This window comes from Lentzea sp. DG1S-22 (assembly GCF_036321065.1).
Taxonomy (GTDB): Bacteria; Actinomycetota; Actinomycetes; order Mycobacteriales; family Pseudonocardiaceae; genus Lentzea; species Lentzea jiangxiensis.
Genome location: NZ_CP143276.1, coordinates 3885442 through 3908320, shown reverse-complemented (window position 1 = coordinate 3908320; position 22879 = coordinate 3885442). Strand labels below are relative to the sequence as shown.

Annotated in this window: 21 protein-coding genes; 13 read left to right on the top strand and 8 right to left on the bottom strand. The window is 70.0% G+C overall.

The window, feature by feature from the left end; translation table 11 throughout:
• Positions 1-8: 8 nt before the first annotated feature.
• From V1227_RS17295 to V1227_RS17280, 4 genes are read left to right on the top strand one after another with little or no spacing between them, the layout of a single operon-like run.
• Positions 9-2375, top strand: coding sequence for a GcvT family protein (locus V1227_RS17295; protein ID WP_329793612.1), 2367 nt, complete (start codon positions 9-11; stop codon positions 2373-2375).
• Positions 2372-3478 carry an N-methyl-L-tryptophan oxidase gene (gene solA / locus V1227_RS17290; protein WP_329793611.1) on the top strand — a complete coding sequence of 369 codons (1107 nt, stop codon included), beginning with the start codon at positions 2372-2374 and terminating at the stop codon, positions 3476-3478. The genes V1227_RS17295 and solA overlap by 4 nt, the downstream gene beginning before the upstream one ends.
• Positions 3475-4587 carry an aromatic ring-hydroxylating oxygenase subunit alpha gene (locus tag V1227_RS17285; RefSeq protein ID WP_329793610.1) on the top strand — a complete coding sequence of 371 codons (1113 nt, stop codon included), beginning with the start codon at positions 3475-3477 and terminating at the stop codon, positions 4585-4587. The genes solA and V1227_RS17285 overlap by 4 nt, the downstream gene beginning before the upstream one ends.
• Before the next feature lie 43 nt (positions 4588-4630).
• Positions 4631-4918, top strand: a complete 288-nt coding sequence (locus V1227_RS17280; protein ID WP_236219606.1) for a hypothetical protein — start codon at positions 4631-4633, stop codon at positions 4916-4918.
• A 3-nt stretch (positions 4919-4921) separates the two neighbouring features.
• Here the strand turns inward: V1227_RS17280 and secA2 are convergent, their stop codons facing one another.
• From secA2 to V1227_RS17265, 3 genes are all read right to left on the bottom strand, one after another.
• A complete protein-coding gene (gene secA2 / locus V1227_RS17275; RefSeq protein ID WP_329793609.1) occupies positions 4922-7207 on the bottom strand; it encodes an accessory Sec system translocase SecA2 in 2286 nt (761 codons plus the stop codon).
• A gap of 95 nt (positions 7208-7302) precedes the next feature.
• The gene (locus V1227_RS17270; RefSeq protein WP_329793608.1) at positions 7303-8604 is read right to left on the bottom strand and encodes an MFS transporter; all 1302 of its coding nucleotides are present in this window, start codon (positions 8602-8604) and stop codon (positions 7303-7305) included.
• A gap of 9 nt (positions 8605-8613) precedes the next feature.
• On the bottom strand, positions 8614-11832 hold the full coding sequence (locus tag V1227_RS17265; RefSeq protein ID WP_329794051.1) for a carboxyl transferase domain-containing protein: 3219 nt from the start codon (positions 11830-11832) through the stop codon (positions 8614-8616).
• Between the two features lie 136 nt (positions 11833-11968).
• On the opposite strand from V1227_RS17265, the gene V1227_RS17260 reads away from it, so the two are divergent.
• Both V1227_RS17260 and V1227_RS17255 read left to right on the top strand, forming a co-directional pair.
• Positions 11969-12748 (top strand): sporulation protein, encoded by a 780-nt coding sequence (locus V1227_RS17260; RefSeq protein WP_329793607.1) that lies wholly within the window; start codon positions 11969-11971, stop codon positions 12746-12748.
• Positions 12749-12854: 106 nt separating this feature from the next.
• Positions 12855-13127: a GlsB/YeaQ/YmgE family stress response membrane protein gene (locus tag V1227_RS17255; RefSeq protein ID WP_329793606.1), complete on the top strand. Its 273-nt coding sequence runs from the start codon at positions 12855-12857 to the stop codon at positions 13125-13127.
• Here V1227_RS17255 and V1227_RS17250 read toward each other — a convergent pair.
• Complete coding sequence (locus V1227_RS17250; protein WP_329793605.1) at positions 13120-13743, bottom strand: TetR/AcrR family transcriptional regulator; 624 nt, start codon at positions 13741-13743, stop codon at positions 13120-13122. The genes V1227_RS17255 and V1227_RS17250 overlap by 8 nt on opposite strands.
• 91 nt (positions 13744-13834) lie before the next feature.
• Between V1227_RS17250 and V1227_RS17245 the strand changes: the two genes are divergently transcribed.
• The 4 genes from V1227_RS17245 to V1227_RS17230 are packed head-to-tail and all read left to right on the top strand — an operon-like array spanning position 13835 to position 17536.
• The gene (locus V1227_RS17245; RefSeq protein ID WP_329793604.1) at positions 13835-14980 is read left to right on the top strand and encodes an acyl-CoA dehydrogenase family protein; all 1146 of its coding nucleotides are present in this window, start codon (positions 13835-13837) and stop codon (positions 14978-14980) included.
• Positions 14981-14992: 12 nt separating this feature from the next.
• Entirely contained in the window at positions 14993-16189 is a 1197-nt protein-coding gene (locus tag V1227_RS17240) for an acetyl-CoA C-acetyltransferase (protein ID WP_329793603.1), read from the top strand.
• A 16-nt stretch (positions 16190-16205) separates the two neighbouring features.
• Positions 16206-16964 (top strand): SDR family NAD(P)-dependent oxidoreductase, encoded by a 759-nt coding sequence (locus tag V1227_RS17235; RefSeq protein ID WP_329793602.1) that lies wholly within the window; start codon positions 16206-16208, stop codon positions 16962-16964.
• 29 nt (positions 16965-16993) lie between these two features.
• Entirely contained in the window at positions 16994-17536 is a 543-nt protein-coding gene (locus tag V1227_RS17230; RefSeq protein ID WP_329793601.1) for a 3'-5' exonuclease, read from the top strand.
• On the opposite strand, the gene V1227_RS17225 is transcribed toward V1227_RS17230, so the two are convergent.
• Positions 17526-18581: a DUF2855 family protein gene (locus V1227_RS17225; protein ID WP_329793600.1), complete on the bottom strand. Its 1056-nt coding sequence runs from the start codon at positions 18579-18581 to the stop codon at positions 17526-17528. The genes V1227_RS17230 and V1227_RS17225 overlap by 11 nt on opposite strands.
• A gap of 38 nt (positions 18582-18619) precedes the next feature.
• Here V1227_RS17225 and V1227_RS17220 point away from each other — a divergent pair, with 38 nt between their 5' ends.
• Positions 18620-19186 carry a TetR/AcrR family transcriptional regulator gene (locus V1227_RS17220; protein WP_236219616.1) on the top strand — a complete coding sequence of 189 codons (567 nt, stop codon included), beginning with the start codon at positions 18620-18622 and terminating at the stop codon, positions 19184-19186.
• Positions 19187-19189: 3 nt separating this feature from the next.
• Here the strand turns inward: V1227_RS17220 and V1227_RS17215 are convergent, their stop codons facing one another.
• Both V1227_RS17215 and V1227_RS17210 read right to left on the bottom strand, forming a co-directional pair.
• Positions 19190-19642 (bottom strand): MaoC family dehydratase, encoded by a 453-nt coding sequence (locus V1227_RS17215; protein ID WP_329793599.1) that lies wholly within the window; start codon positions 19640-19642, stop codon positions 19190-19192.
• A gap of 1 nt (position 19643) precedes the next feature.
• Positions 19644-20396, bottom strand: a complete 753-nt coding sequence (locus V1227_RS17210; protein ID WP_329793598.1) for an SDR family oxidoreductase — start codon at positions 20394-20396, stop codon at positions 19644-19646.
• A 130-nt stretch (positions 20397-20526) separates the two neighbouring features.
• Between V1227_RS17210 and V1227_RS17205 the strand changes: the two genes are divergently transcribed.
• On the top strand, positions 20527-21327 hold the full coding sequence (locus tag V1227_RS17205) for an SDR family NAD(P)-dependent oxidoreductase (protein WP_329793597.1): 801 nt from the start codon (positions 20527-20529) through the stop codon (positions 21325-21327).
• Between the two features lie 2 nt (positions 21328-21329).
• On the top strand, positions 21330-22301 hold the full coding sequence (locus V1227_RS17200; RefSeq protein ID WP_329793595.1) for a quinone oxidoreductase family protein: 972 nt from the start codon (positions 21330-21332) through the stop codon (positions 22299-22301).
• Positions 22302-22385: 84 nt separating this feature from the next.
• Here the strand turns inward: V1227_RS17200 and V1227_RS17195 are convergent, their stop codons facing one another.
• Positions 22386-22832 (bottom strand): DUF6319 family protein, encoded by a 447-nt coding sequence (locus tag V1227_RS17195; RefSeq protein ID WP_329793594.1) that lies wholly within the window; start codon positions 22830-22832, stop codon positions 22386-22388.
• Positions 22833-22879: the final 47 nt, after the last annotated feature.

The window sequence follows — 22879 nt, the reverse complement described above, 5'->3', positions numbered from 1 at the left end:
ATGTCCTGATGCCTGGTGCAGTTCCGCGCGTGGTGCTGGTGGGAGCGGGGATCGTCGGGTGCGCGCTGGCCGACGAGCTCACCGAACGGGGCTTCACCGACGTCACCGTCCTCGACCAGGCGGCCGGCCCCGCGACCGGCGGGTCCAGCGGTCACGCCCCGGGCCTGGTCTTCCAGACCAACCCGTGCCGCAGCATGACGCAGTTCGCCCGCTACACCGTCGAGAAGTACACCGCGCTCGGCTGCTTCGACCGGATCGGCGGTCTGGAGATCGCCACCTCCGGCGACAGGCTCGCCGACCTGTCCCGCCGCCACGGCTGGGCCACGTCGTGGGGGGTGCGGAGCCGGTTGGTCGACGCCGGCGAGGTCGCCCGGCTGCACCCGTTGCTCGACCGCGACCAGGTGCTCGGCGGGTTCCTGACCCCGGACGACGGCCTCGCGCGGCCCGTGGAGGCCGCCGGGGTCCAGGCGCGGCGCGCCGCCGAGCGCGGCGCACGCTTCGAGTACGGGCAGGAGGTCGTCGCGGTCGAGACCACCGGGGACCGCGTCACCGGTGTGCGCACCGGGACCGACGTCTTCCCGGCCGACGTGGTGGTGTCGTGCGCCGGGATGTGGGGCCCGGTGCTGGGCGAGATGGTCGGGCTGACCGTCCCGCTCGTGCCGATGGCGCACCAGTACGTCTTCACCGGCGAGCTGAACGCCGACGCCGAGGCGTTGGCGAGGCAGCCGATCCTGCGGCACCAGGAAGCCGACCTGTACTTCCGCTCGCACGGCAAGGCGCTGGGCATCGGCGCGTACGGGCACCGGCCCATGCCGATCGCGGCGCGCGACATCACCGGCTCGGAGCTGCCGTTCACCGAGGAGGACTTCGACGCCTCGTGGGAGTCGGCCGTCGAGCTGATCCCGGCGCTGGCCGAGGCCGGCGTGGACCGCGGCTTCAACGGGCTGTTCTCCTTCACCAGCGACGGGATGCCCCTGCTGGGCGAGCATCCGGGGCTGCGGGGCTTCTGGGTCGCCCAGGCGGTGTGGATCACGCACTCCGCGGGCGTCGCGCGGTCGGTGGCCGAGTGGATCGTGGACGGGCAGCCGGAGCTGGACCTGCACGCGAGCGACCTCAACCGGTTCGAGCAGGTGCAGCTCGCGCCGGACTACGTGCTGGAACGCAGCTGCCGGAACTTCGTCGAGGTCTACGACCTGCTGCACCCGTTGCAACCCATGCAGAGCCCGAGGCCTTTGCGCACGAGCCCGTTCCACAGTCGTCAGCAGGAGCTCGGTGCGTTCTTCCTGGAGGCGTCCGGCTGGGAGCGGCCGCACTGGTACGAGGCCAACGCGTCCCTGCCCGAGGTGGCCGAGGTGCCGGACCGCAACGAGTGGGCGAGCCGGTTCTGGTCGCCGATCTGCGGGGCCGAGGCGCTGGTGACGCGCAAGCGGGTCGCCCTGTTCGACATGACGCCGTTGAAGCGGCTGGAGGTCGGTGGACCGGGGGCGCTCGAGTTCCTGCAGCGCATGACGACCAACAACGTCGACCGCAAACCGGGCGCGGTCGTCTACACGCTGCTGCTCGACGAGCAGGGCGGCGTGCGCAGCGACCTCACGATCGCCCGCCTGGGCACGAGCACGTTCCAGGTCGGCGCGAACGGCACCCTCGACCTCGACTGGCTCACCCGGCACGCTCCGGACGACGTCTTCATCAGGGACATCACGGCGGGCACGTGCTGCATCGGCCTGTGGGGACCCCTTGCACGTGACCTCATCAACGACATCCCGCACACCCTCGACGTGCGGAAGGGCTACTTCACCGCGCAGCAGGGGTTCGTCAAGAACGTCCCGGTGACGGCGCTGCGACTGTCCTATGTGGGCGAACTCGGCTGGGAGCTCTACACCACCGCCGATCTCGGCCCGAAGCTGTGGGACACGCTGTGGGAGGCGGGGCAGCGGCACGGCGTGATCGCGGCCGGGCGCGGGGCGTTCACCAGCCTGCGCCTGGAGAAGGGCTACCGGTCGTGGGGCGTGGACGTGACCACCGAGCACGACCCGTTCGAGGCGGGACTCGGCTTCGCGGTGCGCCAGGACAAGGAGTTCCTCGGCAAGGGGTCGCTGCACAACCTCACCTCGACCAAGAAGCTCACCTGCCTCACGATCGACGACCCGTACGAGGTCGTGATGGGCAGCGAACCGGTGTTCCACCAGGGGGAGCCGGTCGGGTACGTCACGAGCGCCGCCTACGGGTACACGACCGGGCTCAACATCGCCTACGCCTGGCTGCCGAGCGAGATCGACGACGAGGTCGAGATCGAGTACTTCGGGCGGAAGGTCACCGCCCGACCCGCTCAGGAGCCGTTGTTCGACCCCGGGATGAAGCGGCTCCGCGCGTGACCCACGACGTCATCGTCATCGGGCTGGGCGGCATGGGCGGTGCCGCCGCGCACCGGCTCGCCCAGCGCGGCAAGCGGGTGCTGGGGCTGGAGCGGTTCACACCGGTGCACGCGCTCGGGTCGAGCCACGGCGGGTCGCGCATCACGCGGCAGGCCTACTTCGAGGACCCCGCGTACGTGCCGTTGCTGCTCAGGGCCCACGAGATGTGGGACCGGACCGAGCGCGACAGCGGCGAGCGGATCTTCCACCGCGTCGGCGGCATCGTCGTCGGCGCCGCGGACTCCGGGGCGATCACCGGCAGCAGGGCCAGCGCCGAGCAGTGGGGCCTGGAGCACGAACTGCTCGACGCGCGCGAGATCCGCCACCGCTTCCCGGCCCTGCACCCCGCCGCGGACGAGATCGCGCTGTACGAGAGGGGCGCGGGACTCGTCGTGCCGGAGAACGCCGTGCGGGCCCACCTGGCGCTCGCGGAACGGGCGGGCGCCGAGCTGCACTTCGAAGAGCAGGTGACGCACTGGGAGACCGGTCGCGTCACGACCACCAGGGCGACCTACGAGGCCGGGCACGTCGTGGTGTGCCCGGGAGCGTGGGCACCGGAGATGCTGGGGGACCTGGGAATCCCGTTCCAGGTCGAACGCGCGGTCCAGTTCTACTTCACGCCCCGCGAGGACCTCCGCGACCACCCGGTCTACATCTGGGACCGCGCGGACGGCACGAACTTCTACGGCTTCCCCGAGCTCGACGGCGCCGTGAAGGTCGCGTTCCACCACGGCGGGCAGCTCTGCACCCCGGAGACCGTCGACCGCACCGTGCACGCCCACGAGGTCGAGGCGATGGCGAACGCCACCAGGGCGCCGATGCCCGGTGTCGCCGGATCGTTCCAGCGCGCCGCGACCTGCCTCTGCACCAACACCCCCGACCTGCACTTCGTGATCGCGCACCACCCGGACCACGAGGGCGTGACGGTGGCGTGCGGCTTCTCCGGGCACGGCTTCAAGTTCGTGCCCGTCGTCGGGGAGATCCTCGCCGACCTCGCGACCGACAGGGCCACGCGGCACCCGATCGCCCTTTTCGACCCTGCTCGCTTGAGAGGCGGAGCATGACCGGCAGCCTGATCTCCACCCTTGAGGGGCGCTACTACACCGATCCCGCGATCTTCGCGCGGGAGCAGGCGCACATCTTCGAGAAGATGTGGTTCTGCGCGGTCAGGTGCGGCGATCTGCCGAACCCCGGCGACTTCCGCACGGTGCAGGTCGGACGGGAGAGTGTGATCGTCGCGCGGGACCGCTCCGGTGGCCTCAACGCGTTCCTCAACGTCTGCCGGCACCGCGGCGCGCGCATCTGCGCCGAGGAGTCCGGCAGCGTCAAAAGGGCGTTCCAATGCCCATACCACGCCTGGACCTACGCGTTGGACGGCAAGCTGATCGCCGCACCCAATCTCACCTCGATGCCGGACGTCGATCGCACAGAGTACGGGCTAGCGAAGGTGCATTTGCGCGAGTGGCTCGGGTACGCCTGGGTGAACCTGGCCGACAGTCCTCCGAGCTTCGAGGACGACGTCCTGAGTGCCGTCACCGAACGTTTGGGGTCGCTCGACGCCATCGACGGCTACGGGATCGACCGGTTGTCCGTGGGCCGGCGGATCACCTACGACGTCCGGGCCAACTGGAAGCTGATCATCGAGAACTTCATGGAGTGCTACCACTGCGCCACGATCCACCCCGAGCTCACCGAGGTGCTGCCGGAGTTCGCCGACGGCTACGCGGCGCAGTACTACGTGGGGCACGGCGCGGAGTTCGGCGACGGGATCAGAGGCTTCACCGTCGACGGTGGTGAGGGCTTCGAGAAGCTCACGGCCCTGGAAGAGGAACGCGACCGGAAGTACTACGCGATCACCGTCAAGCCGCAGGTGTTCATCAACCTCGTACCGGACCACGTGATCCTGCACCGCATGTACCCGCTGGCCGCGGACCGGACGGTCGTCGAGTGCGACTGGCTCTACGCCAAGGAAGTCGTCGACACCGGCCGTGACGTCTCTCGCTCGGTCGAGCTGTTCCACCGGGTGAACGAACAGGACTTCGAAGCCTGCGAGCGATGTCAGCCGGCCATGGCCTCGCGCGCTTATGCACATGGTGGGGTGTTGGTGCCATCGGAGCACCACATCGGCGGTTTCCACGCCTGGCTGGTCGACAAACTGGAATCAGCCGACTAGGGGATCGACTGCTCACCCGTGCACGCGAAAGCTTGCACGGGTGATGGAGCAGACCGATTTCTTGCTCCCCCAAGGGGAGCCCGACCTCCTCCGCCGCATCAGGCTTCTGGCCGAGCGGGCGGAACGGACGGCGCACGACAGGTCCAACTTCGTGGGACCGCCGCCGTCGCAGGAGCACCTGAACATCCTGGCGGAGATCAAGAAGCTGACCGCCGAGATCGCCACGGCCACCGTCAGCTCGACGATGACCGCCGCGCCCGCGAAGACCAGGCGGGCCGAGGCGCTGCCCCGGCCCGCCAGACCCGCGGACGACCTGATCCCGAACAGCTAGACGTCAGCGGCGCTGGCCGCGGACCATCTTCACGAGACCCTTCATCGTCTCCTCCAAGCCGGAGCCGAACGGGTTGTCGTGCACCAGGTACGTCCACGTCGAGCTGGGGCGCTTCACCCCGGCGTCAGCGAGGTCGTAGCCGTCGTCGGTGATCTTGGCTGCCTCGTACCTCTCCCTGGTCAGCTCCCACGACTCCGGCACGATCTTGTTGAACGCCGGGATGGCCTCGCGGTGGAACTCGTCGAGCGGGTTCTGCCGGGCGAGCGCGCGCAGGTGGATGCCCTCGCGCAGGTCCGACAGGAACGTCAGGTGGTGCGTCCACAGGTCGTCGAGGAAGAACAGCGTGATCTTGCGGGCGGCGTCGGCGGCCACCTCGTCGGACACGCCCTCCTTCGCGCCGACCTTCTCGAACGCGGCGTCCGTGCGCAGCACCACGTCGCGGTGCTGGAGCAGGATCTGGCGCTGGTGCTCGATCAGCTTGTTGTAGCGCCAGGTGTTGCGGTGGATCTCCAGGTTCACGCCCTCGGCGACGCGCTGCGCGTGCTCGAAGGTGTGCAGCAGGCCCTTGTCGTGCACGCGTCCGTCCTCGTCCACTTCGGACGGGTCCTGGGCGTCCGGCGCGTACTGGGTGATCAGCTCGTCCTGCATGGACGAGAAGAACACCGAGCCGCCGGGGTCGCCCTGACGTCCGGCGCGGCCGCGCAGCTGGTCGTCCAGGCGGGACGACGAGTGGCGTCCCGTGCCGATCACGTAGAGACCGCCGAGCTCGGCGATCCGGTCGTGGTCCTCGCCCTCGTGGCCGCCCAGGCGGATGTCCGTACCGCGACCGGCCATCTGCGTGGAGACCGTGACGCGGTTGTAGGAGCCCGCGTCGGCGATGATCGACGCTTCCTCGGCGTCGTTCTTCGCGTTGAGCACCACGCACTCGATGCCGGCCGCGCGCAGCTTCGAGGAGATGCGCTCGGACTCGGCGACGTCGAGCGTGCCGACGAGGATCGGGCGGCCCGTGCCGTGGACCGTCTTGATCTCCTCGACGATCGCGTCTTCCTTCTGCTCCAGCGTCGCGTAGAGGCGGAAGTGCTCGTCCTCGCGGATGTTCTCCTTGTTCGGCGGGATCACGAGCACCTCCAGCTCGTAGAACTCCCGCAGCGTCTCGGCGACGGCGACGGCGGTACCGGTCATGCCGCAGCGCGTCGGGTAGCGCGACAGCAGCGCCTGCACCGTCATCGAGTCGAGGATCTCGCCCGACTCGGTCGTCTGCACGTTCTCCTTGGCCTCGACGGCGGCCTGCAGGCCGTCGGGCCACCGCTGCAGCTTCGCGACACGGCCACGCGTGTCGTTGATCAGGTGCACCTTGCCGTCGCGCACGATGTAGTCGACGTCGCGGTGCAGCAGCACCTGCGCGTGCAGCGCCACGTTGACCTTCGACAGCGTGGACGTCACGTGCTCCTGCGAGTACAGGTCGATCTCGCCGAGCGCGCGCTCGACGGCCTCCGACCCGGCACCGGTGAGGAAGACGTTGCGCTCCTCGTCGTCGATCTCGTAGTGCAGGTTCTGCCGCAGCCGCTTCACCAGGTCGGCGATGACCGGGTCGGCCGCCTCCGCGCTGGTGGAGCCGGCGAGCACGAGCGGCACGCGCGCCTCGTCGACGAGCACCGAGTCGGCCTCGTCGATCAGCGCGACCTCCGGCTCGGGCACGATGAGGTCGTCCGGGCTCGTGACGATCCGGTCGCGCAGGACGTCGAAACCGATCTCGCTGACCGGCGCGTACGTGACCTCGCACTGGTAGGCCTCGCGGCGCTCCTCGGCCTTCGAGCTGCCGTTGATCCAGCCGACCGTGACGCCGAGCAGCCGGTACAGCGGCCCCATCCACTCCGCGTCGCGCTGGGCCAGGTAGTCGTTGACGCTGACGACGTGCACGCGCTTGCCCTTGACGGCGAACCCGGCCGCGGCCATGGCACCCGCGAGCGTCTTGCCCTCACCGGTCGCCATCTCGACGACGAGGCCGCTGAGCATGCCCAGCGCGCCCAGCACCTGCACGTCGAACGGCCGCTGCCCGATGGCGCGCTCCGCGGCCTCCCGCGTGAGGGCGACCAGCTCGGTGTCCGTGCTCTCCTCGCGCAGCTTCTTCGCGTGCTCGGTCAGCTCCTCGTCGCTGAACGCCTTGAACGCGTCAGCGTGTTTCTCCACGTCCTCGAGCAAGGCCTGGAACGGGGCGAGGTCGACGGAGCCGGGTTTCTGCGCGAACCTGCGCATCCGCTGCTTCAAGCGCGCCATGAGAGTGGTCACGACGCAGCAACGTACGGCATCGGCTCCAGGTTCCGCAGACCTCTTGACTGTGAAGGCCCGATTTGTCCGTTAGATCGGGCCTTCACAGCCTCTGATCAGGCCCGTTCCGGCTGGTGCGTCTCCGGCAGCTTCAGCACGGAAACCAGCGTGCACAAGCCCATGACCAGCAGGAACGCCGAAACGGACATCGACGTCCCGGTCGCGCCCAGCAAAGCCGTCATCACGAACGGCGTGCCGCCGCTGACCAGGATCGACGCCAGCTGGTAGGCGAGAGAGGCGCCCGAGTACCGCACGTGCGCCTCGAACAGTTCACCCAGGTAGGCGGCGATCGGCCCGTACACGAGAGAGGACGCGATGCCGCCGATCGTGTTCGCGACGAACAGCAACAGCAGCGAGGCCGTGTCCACGAGCAGGAAGTACGGGAACGCCCACACGATCAGTCCGACGGTGCCCGCGATGATCAGCGGGCGACGTCCCAGGCGGTCCGACAGGTGCCCGGCGTAGAGGATCACCGGAATGCTCACCAGCGACGACAGCAGCGACACGACCAGCACGGACTCGCGGCTCAGGCCGAGCGAGGTCGTCGCGTAGGACAGCACGCCCGCGATCGACACGTAGAAGATCGCGTTGGACGCGAACATCAGCCCCGCGCCGAGCAGGATCGGCTTGCGGTGCGTGCGCAGGGCCTCCTTCAGCGGTGCGTGGACCACGGCCGGTGCCTCCGCGCGGCGCTGCTGCAGCTCCTTGAAGACCGGGCTGTCCTCGACCTTCAGCTGGATGAACAGCACCACGGGGAACAGCAGCGCCGACGCCAGGAACGGCACACGCCAGCCCCACGACGCGAACGCCTCGGGCGAGAGAGCCGTCGTGGCGCTGATGAAGGCGACGTTGCCGAGCAGCACGCCGATCGGCACGCCGGCCTGGCCGAACGTGCCCGCGAAGCCGCGCCGGCGCGGCCCCGCCGACTCGGTCAGCAGCAGCACCACGCCACCCCACTGCCCGCCGACCGCGATGCCCTGCAGGAACCGCAGCAGGACCAGCAGCAGCGGAGCGCCGACGCCGATGGTCGCCGTCGTCGGCAGCAGGCCGATGAGGAACGTCGCCGCCGCCATCATCGCGAGGCAGATGACGAGGGCCGGCTTGCGACCCATCCTGTCGCCGACGTGCCCGAAGACCAGGCCGCCGACCGGACGCGCGATGAAGCCCGCCCAGAACGTGCTGAAGCTCAGCAGCAACGCCACGAGCGGCGTCGCCTCGGGGAAGAACAGCTTCGGGAACACCAGTGCCGCGGCGGTCGCGTAGATGAAAAAGTCGTACCACTCGAGAGACGAACCTACGAGCCCGGCTGCCATGAGCCGGCGCAACGTCTTTTGTTCCGCAGGGGCGACGCTGACCACGGATTCTCCTCACCACGTGTCGATGAACGGGCGTTTCTTCCCTTGTGCTCGGGAAGTTGCGGGGGCCAGCGCCGTGGCGATCCAGCGGCGGGTGTCGGCCGGGTCGATCACGTCGTCGATCTCGAAGACCGAGGCGACGTTCAGGGCTTTGCCGTGCTCGTAGGCCATCGCGACCATCTGGTCGTAGCGCTGCTTGCGCTCGTCCGGGTCCTCGATCGCGTCGAGCTCCTTCTTGAAGCCGAGCTTGATGGCGCCTTCGAGCCCCATCGGGCCGAACTCGCCGGTGGGCCACGAGACGGCGAACCGGGGCACCTTGAGGCTTCCGCCCGCCATCGCCTGAGCGCCGAGGCCGTACGCCTTGCGCAGCACGACGAGTCCGAAGGGGACGGTCAGGTTCGCACCCGTCACGACCATGCGGGTGAGGTGGCGGACGGTGGCGGTGCGCTCGGCCTCCGGGCCGACCATGAAGCCCGGCGTGTCGGTGAGCGAGACGACCGGGAGTTCGAAAGCGTCGGCGAGCTGCAGGAAGCGGGCGCACTTGTCGGCGGCGTCGGCGTCGATCGCGCCGCCGAGGACGGCCGGGTCGTTGGCGATCAGGGCGATGGGCCGGCCTTCGACGCGGACCAGGGCGGTGACGATCGCCTTGCCGAAGCCCCGGCGGAGTTCGAGGACCGAGCCGGTGTCGGCGAGGGTGTGGACTAGGGCGCGGATGTCGTAGGCGCGGAGGCGGTTCTCGGGGACGGCGTGGCGGAGCAGGCGCTGGTCGGCGCAGCTCCACGCCTGCCCGCCGGCCGGTGCCTGCTCGCCGATCGGTGCCTGTTCGCTGGCCGTTGCCTGTCCGCCGGTCGGTGCCTGCTCGCCGGCTGGCGGCCCGGAATTGTCGGTGCCGTCTGGGAGAATTGAATCCAGGGGTCCCCCCGAGGGCGCGGACGACGCTCGCGCACTCGGCGAGGGGACGCCTGCGGAAGCCTGGGAGCCGGCGAAAGCCTGGGGACCCGGGGCAGCCTGAAGACTCGGGGAAGCCGGGAGAGCAGCGGAAGCTTGGAAGTACGAGAGGTACTTCTTGGCGACGGCGACAGCCTCCTCCTCCGACGCCACCACGACGTCCACGACGCCGTTGGGCACCTGAACGTCCAAAGGCCCGATCTCCTCGGGCCGGAACACCCCCAGCCCGCCGCCCTCGATCATCGCCGGCCCGCCCATGCCGATGTTCGCGCCCTCGACCGCGATGATCACGTCGCACGTCCCGAGCAGCACCGCGTTGCCCGCGAAGCACCGCCCGGCCACCACCCCGACCAGCGGCACCTGCCCGCTCAGCCGGGCGAACGCGTGGAACGAGCCGCAGTCGAGACCGCTGACCGCGCTGTGGTCGGTGTCGCCCGGCCGTCCGCCACCGCCCTCGGCGAACAGCACCACCGGCAGGTTCTCCTGCTGCGCCAGCACGAACAGCCGGTCCTTCTTCTGATGGTTGCGCATGCCCTGAGTACCGGCGAGCACCGCGTAGTCGTAGGACATCGCCACGACCCGTGAGCCGTTCACGACACCGATACCGGCCACCATGCCGTCAGCGGGCGTGCGTTCGATCAGGTCTTCCAGCGAGCGGCGCCGGCGTTGCGCGGCGATCGCGAGCCCGCCGTACTCGACGAAGTCCGAACAGAGGTCGGCGATGTTCTCCCGCGCGGTCCGGCCACCGCGGGCGTGCCGCTTCGCCGCGGCTTCGGGACGGTCGAAGTCGTGGCGTGCCAGCACCTCGGCCAGATCCGGGCGCACGAACGACGGGTCCACCGCCTCGGCGTCCTCGGCGGACTCGGCGGAACCGGTGGCCAGCACCTGGCCCTCGGACACCGTGTCGCCCACCGACACCAGCACCTCGCCGGACACCCGCACGACGTGCTGCATCTTCATCGCTTCGAGCACCACGGAGTCCGAAGACACCGACACCACCGTGCCCGCCAGCGGCGCCCGCATGCCCGAGACGGGCTCGTCGACCACGAAGTCGGTGGTGGCGCCGACGACGTCACGGGCCAGAAGCCCCCGCAGGAACTCCAGGTTCGTCGAGACGCCCTCGATCCGGAACTCCCGCAACGCCCGCCGCGCCCGGTTCAGCGCCACGTCTAGGTCCTCGCCGTGCACCACGAGCTTCGCGAGCAGCCCGTCGTACCGCGTGCCGGCCCGGTAGCCGACGTACCCGTGCGTGTCGACGCGGACACCCGGCCCGGCGGGCAGGCCGAACGACGACAGCACGCCGCCCGAGGTCTGGTTCACCCGCACCTGCACCGCCGCGCCGCGGTCGTGCGGCGTGAAGTCGACGTCGCCGCCCCACGCGAGCAGCAGCTGGGTGCGCACGAGGTCCACTCCGGACACCATCTCGGTCACCGTGTGCTCGACCTGCAGCCGCGGGTTGGCCTCCATGAAGTAGAACGCGTCCCCGGCGACGAGGAACTCCACGGTGCCGACGCCGGTGTAGCCGACCGCCTCCGCCAGCGCGACGGCCGCCGAGTGCAGGGCCTTGCGCAGCGACGGGTCCAGCAGGGGCGCGGGCGCGATCTCCACGACCTTCTGGTGCCGCAGCTGCAGCGAGCAGTCCCGGTCGCCGATCACGGTCGTGCCGACGAGCTGCACCTCGACGTGCCGGGCGGAGGTCAGCAGCCGTTCGAAGTAGACGTCGCCCACCCCGAACGCCGCCAGCGCCTCCGCCCGGCACGCCTGCACCGCGCTGTCGAGGTCCTCGGGCCGCCACACGGCCCGCATGCCCTTGCCGCCCCCGCCCGCGACGGCCTTGACCATGACCGGGAACTCGCCGGGCGCCGCGTCCAGCACCGGGATCCCCAGCGACGCGGCCAGTTCCCGTGCTCGCCGCTTGTCACCGAGCAGTTCCAGAACGTCAGCGGAGGGTCCGACGAACGCCAGCCCGCGCGCCGAACACGCCTGGGCGAACGAAGCGTTCTCGGACAGGAAACCCCAGCCGGGGTGCACCGCCTGGCACCCCTGCGCGGCGTCGAGGATCTGGTCGGCGTCCAGGTAGGGCGAGTCACCGCGCAGGGCCACGGCCCGGTCCGCGAGGGTCACGTGCAGGGACGAGGCGTCGTCCTCCGCGTACACCGCCACGGTGTGAATTCCCAGGTCAGCTGCCGCGCGCAGCACGCGGACGGCGACCTCACCCCGGTTGGCGACGAGCAGCACGGCAATCCTCCTGAGCGACCGCTTAGTATGTGACGGCGGTCGCATGTTGCCATCTGAAGTCAACGGAAGTCCATACGGAACCGATCGTGGGGTCGAGGCGTCAACGGAACACTTCGCCGCAAACGGGCGATCCAGTTGGCAGACTCCCCGCAAACATGCGAAGGGCATTCAGGAGGCCGCAGTGGTGTTCAAGAGGATGATGCGCGCGTTCGGCGTGGGCGGGCCGACTGTCGACACGGTGCTGACGAACCCCAACGTCCGGCCCGGCGAGGTGCTGTCCGGCGAGGTGCGCATCGCGGGCGGCGACCACGCGGCCGAGATCGACCACGTCACGCTCGCGCTGCTCACCCGCGTCGAGGTCGAGAGCGGCGACAACGAGTACAACACCAACATGGAGTTCCACAAGTTCTCCGTGGGACAGCGGATCATCGCCCAGCCGCACCAGAACCTCTCGCTGCCGTTCCAGGTCCCCGTGCCGTTCGAGTGCCCGCTCAACGTCGTCGGCGGCATGCAGCTGAACGGCATGCAGCTCGGCCTGCGCACCGAGCTCGAGGTCCGCGGCGCCGTCGACCCCGGCGACCTCGACCCGATCTGGGTGCACCCGCTGCCGTCGCAGGACGCCGTGCTCCAGGCGTTCGGGCGGATGGGCTTCCGCTTCACCAAGGCCGACAACGAGCGCGGCCGCATCCACGGCGTGCCGCAGCAGCTGCCGTTCTACCAGGAGATCGAGTTCTATCCGCCGCCGCAGTTCTCCGGCCGCCTCAAGCAGGTCGAGCTGACGTTCGTGACGACGCCGACCGAGCTGCACGTGGTCCTGGAGGCGGACAAGCGCGCCGGCCTGCTCCGCTCGGGCGGTGACGCGTACGGCCGGTTCGCCGTGTCGCACCAGCAGGCCGCCGCCACGGACTGGACCGCGACGATCAACCAGTGGATGGCGCAGGTCTCCGGCAGCCGCTGGTAGTCCGATCAGGGCCGAAAGGCCCAACGCGCTGCTCCTCACGCTGCGGATCAAGGCGTCCGAAGGGATGATTCGGCCGAGATCCGTTCATCAGCGGGAGGAGGCGGTCATGTCCATCGGCGGTGTCATCAGCGCGATCGTCATCGGTCTGGTCCTGGGCCTGCTCGGCAAGCTGCTCGCGCCGGGCAGGCAGAACATCCCGATCTGGCTGACCATCCTGGTCGGCATCGCGGCCGCGTTCGTCGGAACGTGGATCGCGCGGCTGCTGGGCGTGGAGGACACGCGCGGCATCGACTGGATCGAGGTGGTCATCCAGCTCGTGCTCGCCGCGGTCGGTGTGTCCGTGGTGGCCGGCGTGTACGGCCGCAGGTCGGTCAGGTAGCGGGGCGGACCATCCTCAGGACGAGGTCGGCGTACAGCGCGCCGATCTCGTCCGGGGTCCGCTTCCCGCCCGGCTGGTACCAGCGCGCGACGTCGATGCACAGCGACAGCACGGCCAGGGTCGCGCCCTTCACGTCCGGGACGTCGAACACGCCCGCCTCGACACCGTCCTCGAGGTAGGACCGCATCCGCTGCTCGATCTGCCGGCGCAGCTCCGCCACCTTCTCGTGGTGCTCGGGGGAGAGCGCGCTCAGCTCGTACTGCACCACGCGCGCCGTGGTGTGGAACTCCGCGTGCCAGCCCGCGAACGCCGACACGGCGTTCTTCAGCCGTTCCACCGCGTCGCCGCCCTCGATGCCCGCCAGCAGCGCCAGCGACGTCTCGTGGCCCACCAGCGAGATGTTGAAGAGCAGCTCTTCCTTCGAGCGGTAGTGGATGTAGACGGCCGCGGGGGACATCCCCGCGAGCGAGGCGATGTCCCGGGTGGTCGTGGCGTGGTATCCCTTTTCCGCGAACGCGCGGACGGCCGCGATGAGCATCCGGCGGGCGGCTTCCGGGGTGACCTCGCGCCAGATCTCGTCGAGCAGCGCGAACCCGTCCACTCCGGTCGTCGTCATCGGTGCTCCTCGCGTGTTGACAGGTGATGGATCGTACTGCACGCTAAGCGTGCGCTTAGCGCTAAGCAACCGCTTAGTATGGAGGTAAGTCGTGCAGCGGACGCTGTTCAACGAGGATCACGCCGCGTTCCGGGAGTCGGCGAAAGCCTTCGTCGAGCGCACGATCACGCCGAACGTCGAGAAGTTCATCGAGCAGCGCGTGATCGACCGGGACGTGTGGCTGGAGGCCGGGCGTCAGGGCCTGCTGGGCCTGGAGATCCCCGAGGAATACGGCGGCAGCGGGGCGAACGACTACCGCTTCAACACCGTCTTCGCCGAGGAGCTGTGCCGGGTCAACGCCGCGGTCGCGTCGTCGCTCGGCATCCACGGCGACGTCGTGGCGCCCTACCTCGTCGACCTGTGCACCGAGGAGCAGAAGCAGCGCTGGCTGCCCGGCATGTGCACCGGCGAGATCAAGACCGGCATCGCGATGACCGAGCCGTCCGGCGGCTCCGACCTCGCCGCCCTGAAGACCAACGCCGTTCGCGACGGTGACGACTGGATCCTCAACGGCTCCAAGACGTTCATCACCAACGGCTACACCGCCGACCTGATCGTCGTCGCGGCCCGCACCGACCCGTCGAAGGGCTCGCGCGGCATCTCGCTGTTCGCCGTCGAGACCGGCATGCCGGGCTTCGAGCGCGGCCGCAAGCTCGACAAGGTCGGCCAGCACCCGTCCGACACCGCGGAGCTGTTCTTCTCCGACGTGCGCCTGCCCGCCGCGAACCTGATCGGCGAAGAAGGCCAGGGCTTCATCTACATGATGGAACGCCTGCCGCAGGAGCGCATCGGCGCCGCCATCTCGAACCTGGCGCACGCGCAGGGCATCTTCGACGAGACGCTCGAGTACGTGAAGGAGCGCAAGGCCTTCGGCCAGGCGATCGGCAAGTTCCAGCACAACAAGTTCCTGCTCTCCGAGCTGCGCACCAAGCTCGACGTCACGCAGGCGTTCGTCGACACGCTGACGATGCAGCACGTCCGCGGCGAGCTGAGCCCGGTCGAGGCGGCGCAGGCGAAGTACTGGAGCGCCGACATCGAGAACGAGGTCATCGACGCCTGCGTGCAGCTGCACGGCGGCTACGGCTACATGACCGAGTACCGCGTCGCCCGCGCGTGGATGGACGCCCGCGTCACGAAGATCTGGGCCGGCTCCAACGAGATCATGAAGGAACTCATCGGCCGCGAACTGGGCCTGTAAGGGGAGAACGGCATGCCTGAAGCAGTCATCGTCTCCACCGCCCGATCGCCGATCGGCCGTGCCCGCAAGGGTTCCCTCGCGTCGATCCGGCCCGACGACCTGGCCGCGCAGGTGATCTCGGCGGCGCTGGGCGACCTCCCGGCGTCCGAGATCACCGACCTGCACCTCGGGTGCGCCGAGCCGCAGGACGAGCACGGCCAGAACATCGCGCGCCGCGTCGCCGTGCAGCTCGGGTTCGACACCCTGCCCGGCACGACCGTGAACCGGTTCTGCGCCTCCTCGGTGCAGACCGCCCGCATGGCCTTCCACGCCATCAAGGCGGGCGAGGGGCACGCGTTCATCTCGGCCGGCGTCGAGTGCGTCTCCCGGTACATGCACTCCGGCGTGCCGTCGTCCAACCCGTTGTTCGACGAGGCGCAGCAGCGGACGCTCGACACCGCCGCCTCGAACGCGCCGTGGACCGACCCGCGCCTGGACGGCCGGCTGCCCGACTACTACATCGCGATGGGCCAGACGGCCGAGAACGTCGCGACGCAGCTCGGCATCTCGCGCCACGACCAGGACGAGTTCGGCGTCCGGTCGCAGAACCTCGCCGAGAAGGCCATCGCGGACGGCTTCTTCGCCCGCGAGATCACGCCGGTCACCCTGCCCGACGGCACGGTGGTCTCCGCGGACGACGGCCCGCGCGCCGGCGTGACCTACGAGGCCGTGTCGACGCTGAAGCCCGTCTTCCGGCCCGAGGGCACGGTCACGGCGGGCAACTGCTGTCCCCTGAACGACGGCGCCGCCGCTGTCGTGGTCATGAGCGACGTGCGGGCCCGCGAGCTCGGCCTGACCCCGTTGGCGCGCATCGTGTCCACGGGCGTCTCGGGCCTCTCGCCGGAGATCATGGGACTCGGCCCGGTCGACGCGACGAAGCAGGCCCTGGGCCACGCCGGTCTGTCCATCTCGGACATCGACCTGGTGGAGATCAACGAGGCGTTCGCCGTCCAGGTGCTCGGCAGCCAGCGGCAGCTGGGCATCGACATCGACAGGCTGAACGTGCACGGCGGCGCCATCGCCCTCGGCCACCCGTTCGGCTCGACCGGTGCGCGGATCATGACGACGCTGATCAACGGCATGCGGGCCCGCGACGCCCAGTTCGGCCTCGAGACGATGTGCGTCGGCGGTGGCCAGGGCATGGCGATCATCCTGGAACGACTGAGCTGAAGGGCCTCTGGCGAAGATGGGCATCCTGGACAAGTTCCGCCTGGACGGACGAGTCGCGATCGTCACCGGCGCGTCCTCCGGCCTCGGCGTGGCGTTCGCGAAGGGCCTGGCGGAGGCGGGCGCGGACGTCGTGCTCGCCGCCCGCCGCGCGGACCGGCTGAAGGACACGGCGTCCCTCGTCGAGGCCGCCGGCCGCCGGGCGCTGGTCGTGCAGGCCGACGTCTCGCAGCCCGACGACTGCCGCGAGGTGGCGCGCGCCGCCGCCGAGTTCGGCACCGTCTCGGTCCTCGTGAACAACGCGGGTGTCGCCTCGGCCGTGCCCGCGTCGCGCGAGACGCCGGAGGAGTTCCTCGGCGTCATGGACGTGAACCTCAACGGCGCCTATTGGATGGCCCAGGCCGCCGCCACGGTCATGACGTCCGGCGGCTCGATCATCAACATCTCCAGCGTGCTGGGCCTCGTGACCGGTGGCATCCCGCAGGCCGCGTACTCGGCCTCGAAGGCGGGCTTGCTCGGCCTGACGCGCGACCTGGCGCAGCAGTGGACCGGCCGCAAGGGCATCCGCGTCAACGCGATCTGCCCCGGCTTCTTCGCCTCGGAGATGACCGACCAGTACCCGCCCGGCTACCTGGAGAAGATGCAGGCGTCGCTGCCCGCGGGCCGCGTCGGCGACCCGGAGGAGCTGGCCGCGGCCGTCGTCTTCCTCGCCTCGCCGGCAGGCGGCTACGTCACGGGCGAGACGCTCGTCGTCGACGGCGGCGCCGTCATCGTTTAGTCGCTGGACACGTCGGGGACGATCAGCACGTGATCGCATTGGACCAGGTGCTGGTCGTCGACGTGGAGTCGACGTGCTGGGAGGCCTCGCCGCCGCCGGGCGAGGTGTCGGAGATCATCGAGATCGGCATCTGCCCGGTCGAGGTGGCGTCGGGCAGGCGCGGCGAGCGGCGCAGCATCCTCGTGCGGCCTTCCCGCTCGTCCGTCAGCCGCTTCTGCACCGACCTCACGACCCTGACCGCCGGTCAGGTCGCCGGCGGCGTCTCGTTCGCGGAGGCGTGCGCGTTGCTGCGCAAGGAGTACAGGTCGGACAACAGGGTCTGGGCGTCGTACGGCGACTACGACCGCAAGATGTTCGAACGCCAGTGCGCGGACTTCGGCGTCCGCTACCCGTTCGGGCCGCGGCACGTGAACGTCAAGACGCTCTTCGCCCTGAGCCGCGCGCTGCCTCGCGAGGTCGGCATGGCCGAGGCGGTGCGGCTCACCGGCCGCGAGGTCGACGGCACGCACCACCGCGGCCACGACGACGCGTTCAACATCGCCGGACTGCTGGTCGGCCTGCTCAGAAGGTGATCACGTCGGCGGTGCCAGGGTCCGCGCCGCCGCTCAGCACCGATCGCCACACCTCGGCCAGCCCCTCCGGCCCGCTGTGGTGCGCGATCGCGACCCACTCGCCGGCCTGGGCGGTGAACGCGTGCCACGCCTGCCCGAACCGCTCCGCCAGCCCCTCCGCGCCCCAGTCGGCCGTGCGCTTGCACAGCCGGTCCGGTGCGAAGAAGAACGACGTGCGCGGGTCCTGCGAGGTGGCCTGGTGCGTCAGGCCGATCGAGACGTCCTCCACGAGATCGGCGCCGAGGCGGTCGTGCAGCGCGGAGCGGACGTCCGGCGAGCCGCTGAAGTCCAGGTACACCGACGGTTCGACGTCCACCGGGGCGTCGTAGGGGAGCACGGTGTCGTAGAGGCCGAGGCCGGTGGTGAATTCCACGTTGCGGGGCGAGGTCAGGCCGACGAGCCGGATGCCGCGGGAGCGCAGGCACTGGGCGGTGCCGAAGGCCGTCTTGCTGGACGCCGACGAGATCACGACCGTGCGGGCGCCGTGGAAGTCGTTGTCCGCCAGGTGGTCCGCCAGCAGGAACGACGTGAAGAACAGCGGGCGGTACAGCACCTGCAGGTCCTCGAGCGACGCGTCGCAGGCGGGGTCGGACGACGTCACGAGGTAGCTGTTGTAGACGGCCGGCAGCTCGGCGCGGTGATCGGCCGTGTCCACGAACCCGGACGGGGTCAGCCGGGCCCGGACCGCCAGGTGGCTGGACATCGGCAGGTAGCCGTAGACGCGCGTGCCGGCCGGCAGGGCGTCCACTGTGGACTCGGCGACGTCGGCGAAGCCCCACAGCGGGATCACGCCCTGGCGCGGGCCGCCCGCCGGGAAGAAGCCCCAGTAGCCGATGACGTCGCCGAGCACGCCGTAGGTGACGTTGTCGGCGGTGAGGCCGACCCGGCTGACGCGCAGCAGCACCTCGCAGTCCGACAGGTCGGACGGGGAGGGCGGGCCGTCGTGCAGGAGCTCGGTTTCGGCGAGGTCGCCGCGGTCGACGACGATGGTCCAGCGACTGATCATTGCCCGGGTTCTCCTCGGTCGGGCGGTACGCTCCGGTCGTGACCGTGCCTGAAAGACTGATCGACGCCGCCACCCGCCTGTTCGCGGACAAGGGGTACGAGCGGGTCGCCGTGCAGGAGATCGTGGAACACGCCGGTGTCACCAAGGGCGCGATGTACCACTACTTCGGGTCGAAGGACGACCTGCTGCACGAGATCTACGGGCGGTTGCTGCGCCTGCAGACCGAGCACCTGGAGAAGATCGCCGCGGCGGACGGGCCGGTCACCAAGCGGCTGCGCGAGGCCGCGGTCGACGTCATCGTCACGAGCATCGACGACTTCGACGCCGCGAAGGTGTTCTTCCGCTCGATGAACCACCTCTCGGCCGAGAAGCAGCGTGAGGTGCGGGCCGAACGGCGGCGCTTCCACGAGATGTTCCGCGCGCTGGTCGAGGAGGGGCAGCGGGACGGGACGTTCCGCGCCGACGTGCCCGCCGACGTCGCCACGTACTACTTCTTCGGGTCGTTGCACCAGCTCGGCACGTGGTACCGCCCGGACGGGGACATCCCGCCCGGGCGGCTCGCCGAGCACTACGCGGACCTGCTGATCCACAGCCTCAAGGCCTGATCGTCAGGGGACGATCACGCTGACGATCTCGGCGACGCACGCGGGCTTCTCGCTGCCCTCGATCTCGATGACGACCTTGGTCACGAGCTGCTTGCCCAGCGCGATGTCCGTGACGTCGAGCAGCTCGACCCCGCCGCGCACCCTGGCCCCGACGAGCACCGGCTGCGGGAAGCGGACCTTGTTGCTGCCGTAGTTGACGCCCATCTTGATGTTCTTGACGGTGTAGACGTCGCGCACCAGGTACGGCACCAGTGAGAGTGTCAGGTAGCCGTGCGCGACCGGTCCGCCGAACGGGCCCTGCTTCGCCTTCTCGACGTCGATGTGGATCCACTGGTGGTCCAGCGTCGCGTCGGCGAACAGGTCGACCTGGTCCTGCGTGATCTCGTGCCACTCGCCGAAGCCGAGGTGCTGCCCCTTGGCGGCGACCAGCTCGTCGATGTTCTCGAAAGCGCGCATCTCAGTCCTTCGGTCCGCCGGCGACGTAGATGACCTGGCCGGACACGAACCCGGCACCCTCGCTGACGAGGAACGACGCGGTGTGGGCGATGTCGTCCGGCTGTCCGACGCGCGCGACCGGGATGGCCTGCGCCGCGCCGTTGACGAGGTCCTCGAACGAGATCTTCATGCGCTCGGCGGTCGCCTTCGTCATCTCGGTGGCGATGAAGCCGGGCGCGATCGCGTTGACCGTGACGCCGAACTTGCCGAGCTCGATCGCGAGGGTCTTCGTGAAGCCCTGCAGGCCGGCCTTGGCGGCGGAGTAGTTGGCCTGGCCGCGGTTGCCGAGCGCGCTCGTGCTCGACAGGTTGACGATGCGGCCGAAGCCTTCCTTCGTCTGGTGGGCCTGCACGGCCTTGCTCATCAGGAACGCGCCGCGCAGGTGCACGTCCATGACCGTGTCCCAGTCGCTCGCGGACATCTTGAACAGCAGGTTGTCGCGCAGCACACCGGCGTTGTTGATCAGCACGGTCGGCGCGCCGAGCTCCTCGGCGACCTTCGCGACCGCGGCGTCGACCTGCTCCTCGTCGGCGACGTCGACCTTCAGGCCGATCGCGCGCCCACCGCTCGCGACGATCTTGTCCGCGCCGTCGAGCACGCCCTGCTCGTCGAGGTCGAGCAGCGCGACGGCCAAGCCGTCCGCGGCGAGGCGCTGCGCGATCGCGGCACCGATGCCGCGCGCCGCGCCGGTGACGATCGCAACCCTGTCGGCCACGGGTCCTCCTTCGGTGAGGGGATGGTGAGCTAAGCAAGCGCTTAGTAACGTACCTATCAGTCGCCTTGACGTCCAGCGTCGTCGGGACGACCATACCGACTGGTCGGAATGTGGCAATACGAGGAGGCAGGTGCCCGTGGAACTCACCGGCAAGGTCGCGCTCATCACCGGCGGATCCAACGGCATCGGTGCCGCGTCCGCCCGGCGTCTGGCTTCGCTCGGCGTGCGCGTCGTCGTGGCCGACATCGACGCCGACCAGGGCAAAGCCGTCGCCGACGAGGTCGGCGGCGTGTTCGTGCGGTGCGACGTGACCGTGCCGTCGGACTCGGCCGACGCCGTGGCGCTCGCCGTCCGGGAGTTCGGCGGCCTCGACATCGCCTTCCTGAACGCCGGCATCGGCACGGGCTGCTCGCTGGGCGACGACTTCGACGTCGAGACCTACCGCCGCGCGATGGCCATCAACCTCGACGGCGTCGTCTACGGCGCGCACTACGCGCTGCCCGCCGTCCGCGAGCGCGGCGGCCAGATCATCGCCACGGCGTCGATGGCCGGCCTCATGCCGATGCCCGGCGACCCGGTCTACGGCGCCAACAAGGCCGCCGTGGTCGGCCTGGTCCGCTCGCTCGGCGGCGCCTACCCCGACGTGCGCGTGAACGCCCTGTGCCCCGCGTTCGCCGACACCGGCATCATCACGCCGCTGCGGTCCACGCTGGAGGAGATCGGCATGCCGATCCTGCCCGTGTCGGCCGTCGTGGACACGTTCATGTCCATTGTGGAAGGTTCCGGCACCGGCGAGGCCTGGTTCGTCCAGGCCGGCCGCGAGTCCGAGCCGTTCGGCTTCCGCAACCCGCCCGGCCCGCGCGCCGCGGACGGCTCGCGGATCCAGGCCGCCCAGAAGGACCCCGTTTCGATCGCGCTCAAGGAGAACTGACCGTGCGTGCCATTCAGATCACCGAGTTCGGTGGCCCCGAGGTGTTGCAGCAGGTGGAGCTGCCGGACCCCGTCGCGGGCGAGGGCGAGGTGCTGATCAACGTCTCGCGCGCCGGCCTGAACTACGCGGACACGCACCAGGCGGAGAACTCCTACCTGGCGAAGATGGAGCTGCCGATGGTTCCCGGCGGCGAGGTCGCCGGGGTCACCGCGGACGGCCGCCGGGTCGTCGCCCTGACGAAGAGCTCCGGTGGTTACGCGGAGAAGGCCGTCGCTCCCGCCCTGACCACCTTCGACGTTCCCGACGGCGTCGACGACCTGACGGCGCTGTCGTTGGTCGTCCAGGGCGCCACCGCCTGGTTGTTGCTGCGGAAGTCGACCCACATGGAGCCCGGCGAGTCGGTCGTCGTGCACGCGGCCGCCGGTGGCGTGGGCACGATCGCCGTCCAGCTGGCCAAGCTGTGGGGTGCCGGGCGGGTCATCGCCACGGCTTCTTCCGACGACAAGCGGAAGCTGGCCCTCGACCTCGGGGCGGACGTCGCCGTCGACTCGCGGTCGTCGGACATGACCGCCGCGTTGATCGAGGCGAACGGCGGGCGGCGGGTCGACGTCGTGCTGGACATGACCGGAGGGGCTACCACTGACCAGTCCTTGGTGGCGCTGGCTCCGTTCGGGCGTCTTGCGTTTTACGGCATGGCCTCGCGCGAAAGGCCGAAGCCGGTCGACCTCGGGGCGTTGCTGGTGCACTCCACGACCGTTGCGGGTATGTGGCTGCCGCACGCGCTGAAGGTCCGGGACGCGGAGCACGGAACGCTCGCCCACCGCGCCATGGCGGAGCTGTTCGCCCTGGCGGTGGACGGCAAGTTGAAGGCCGTCGCGGGCGGGGAGTACGGGCTGGGGGAGATCCGGCAGGCTCACGAGGACCTCCGGTCGCGGAAGACGACGGGCAAGCTCCTGCTCGACCCGTCGCGCTGACCGAACACCCCGCCGGCACCAGTCCGGTGAAACGCCGGGAGGGGCGGTCCGCCGAAGCGGCCGCCCCTCCCGGACGTGCGGGTCCTACTCGGAGAGCTCCGCCAGCTGCGCCTTCACCCTGGCCAGCTCGGCTTCCAGCTCCTCCATGCGGGTGCGGTGCTGGTCGCGCGCCGCCTCGAGCACCGTCTCGATGCCCTCGGCGATGTCCTGGTGCAGCTCCTTGGCCGCCTTCGCCACCGCGATGGCCGGGATCACCAGGCCCGACACGACGCGCTGCGTGCCGTGGACCAGGTCCGCCTGCCACTCGCCTTCGGCGGTGCCGGTCACCGTGAGCGTGAGCTCGACGGTGCGGGTCTTCTTCGCCGTGCTCTTCGGGCGGCCGGCCTTCGGCTTCTCAGCCTTGGGGGCTTCGGCCTTCGGGGCCTCCGCCGGCTTCGGAGCCTCGGCCTTCTCGGCCGCGAGGGCCGGCGCCGGAGTCTCCTCCACGACGGTCTCCTCGACTGCCTGCACCTCGGTGAGCGTGTCCGACACGATCAGGTTTCCTCTCTGCGCAACGACGTGACCCCGAGCACAGCGTA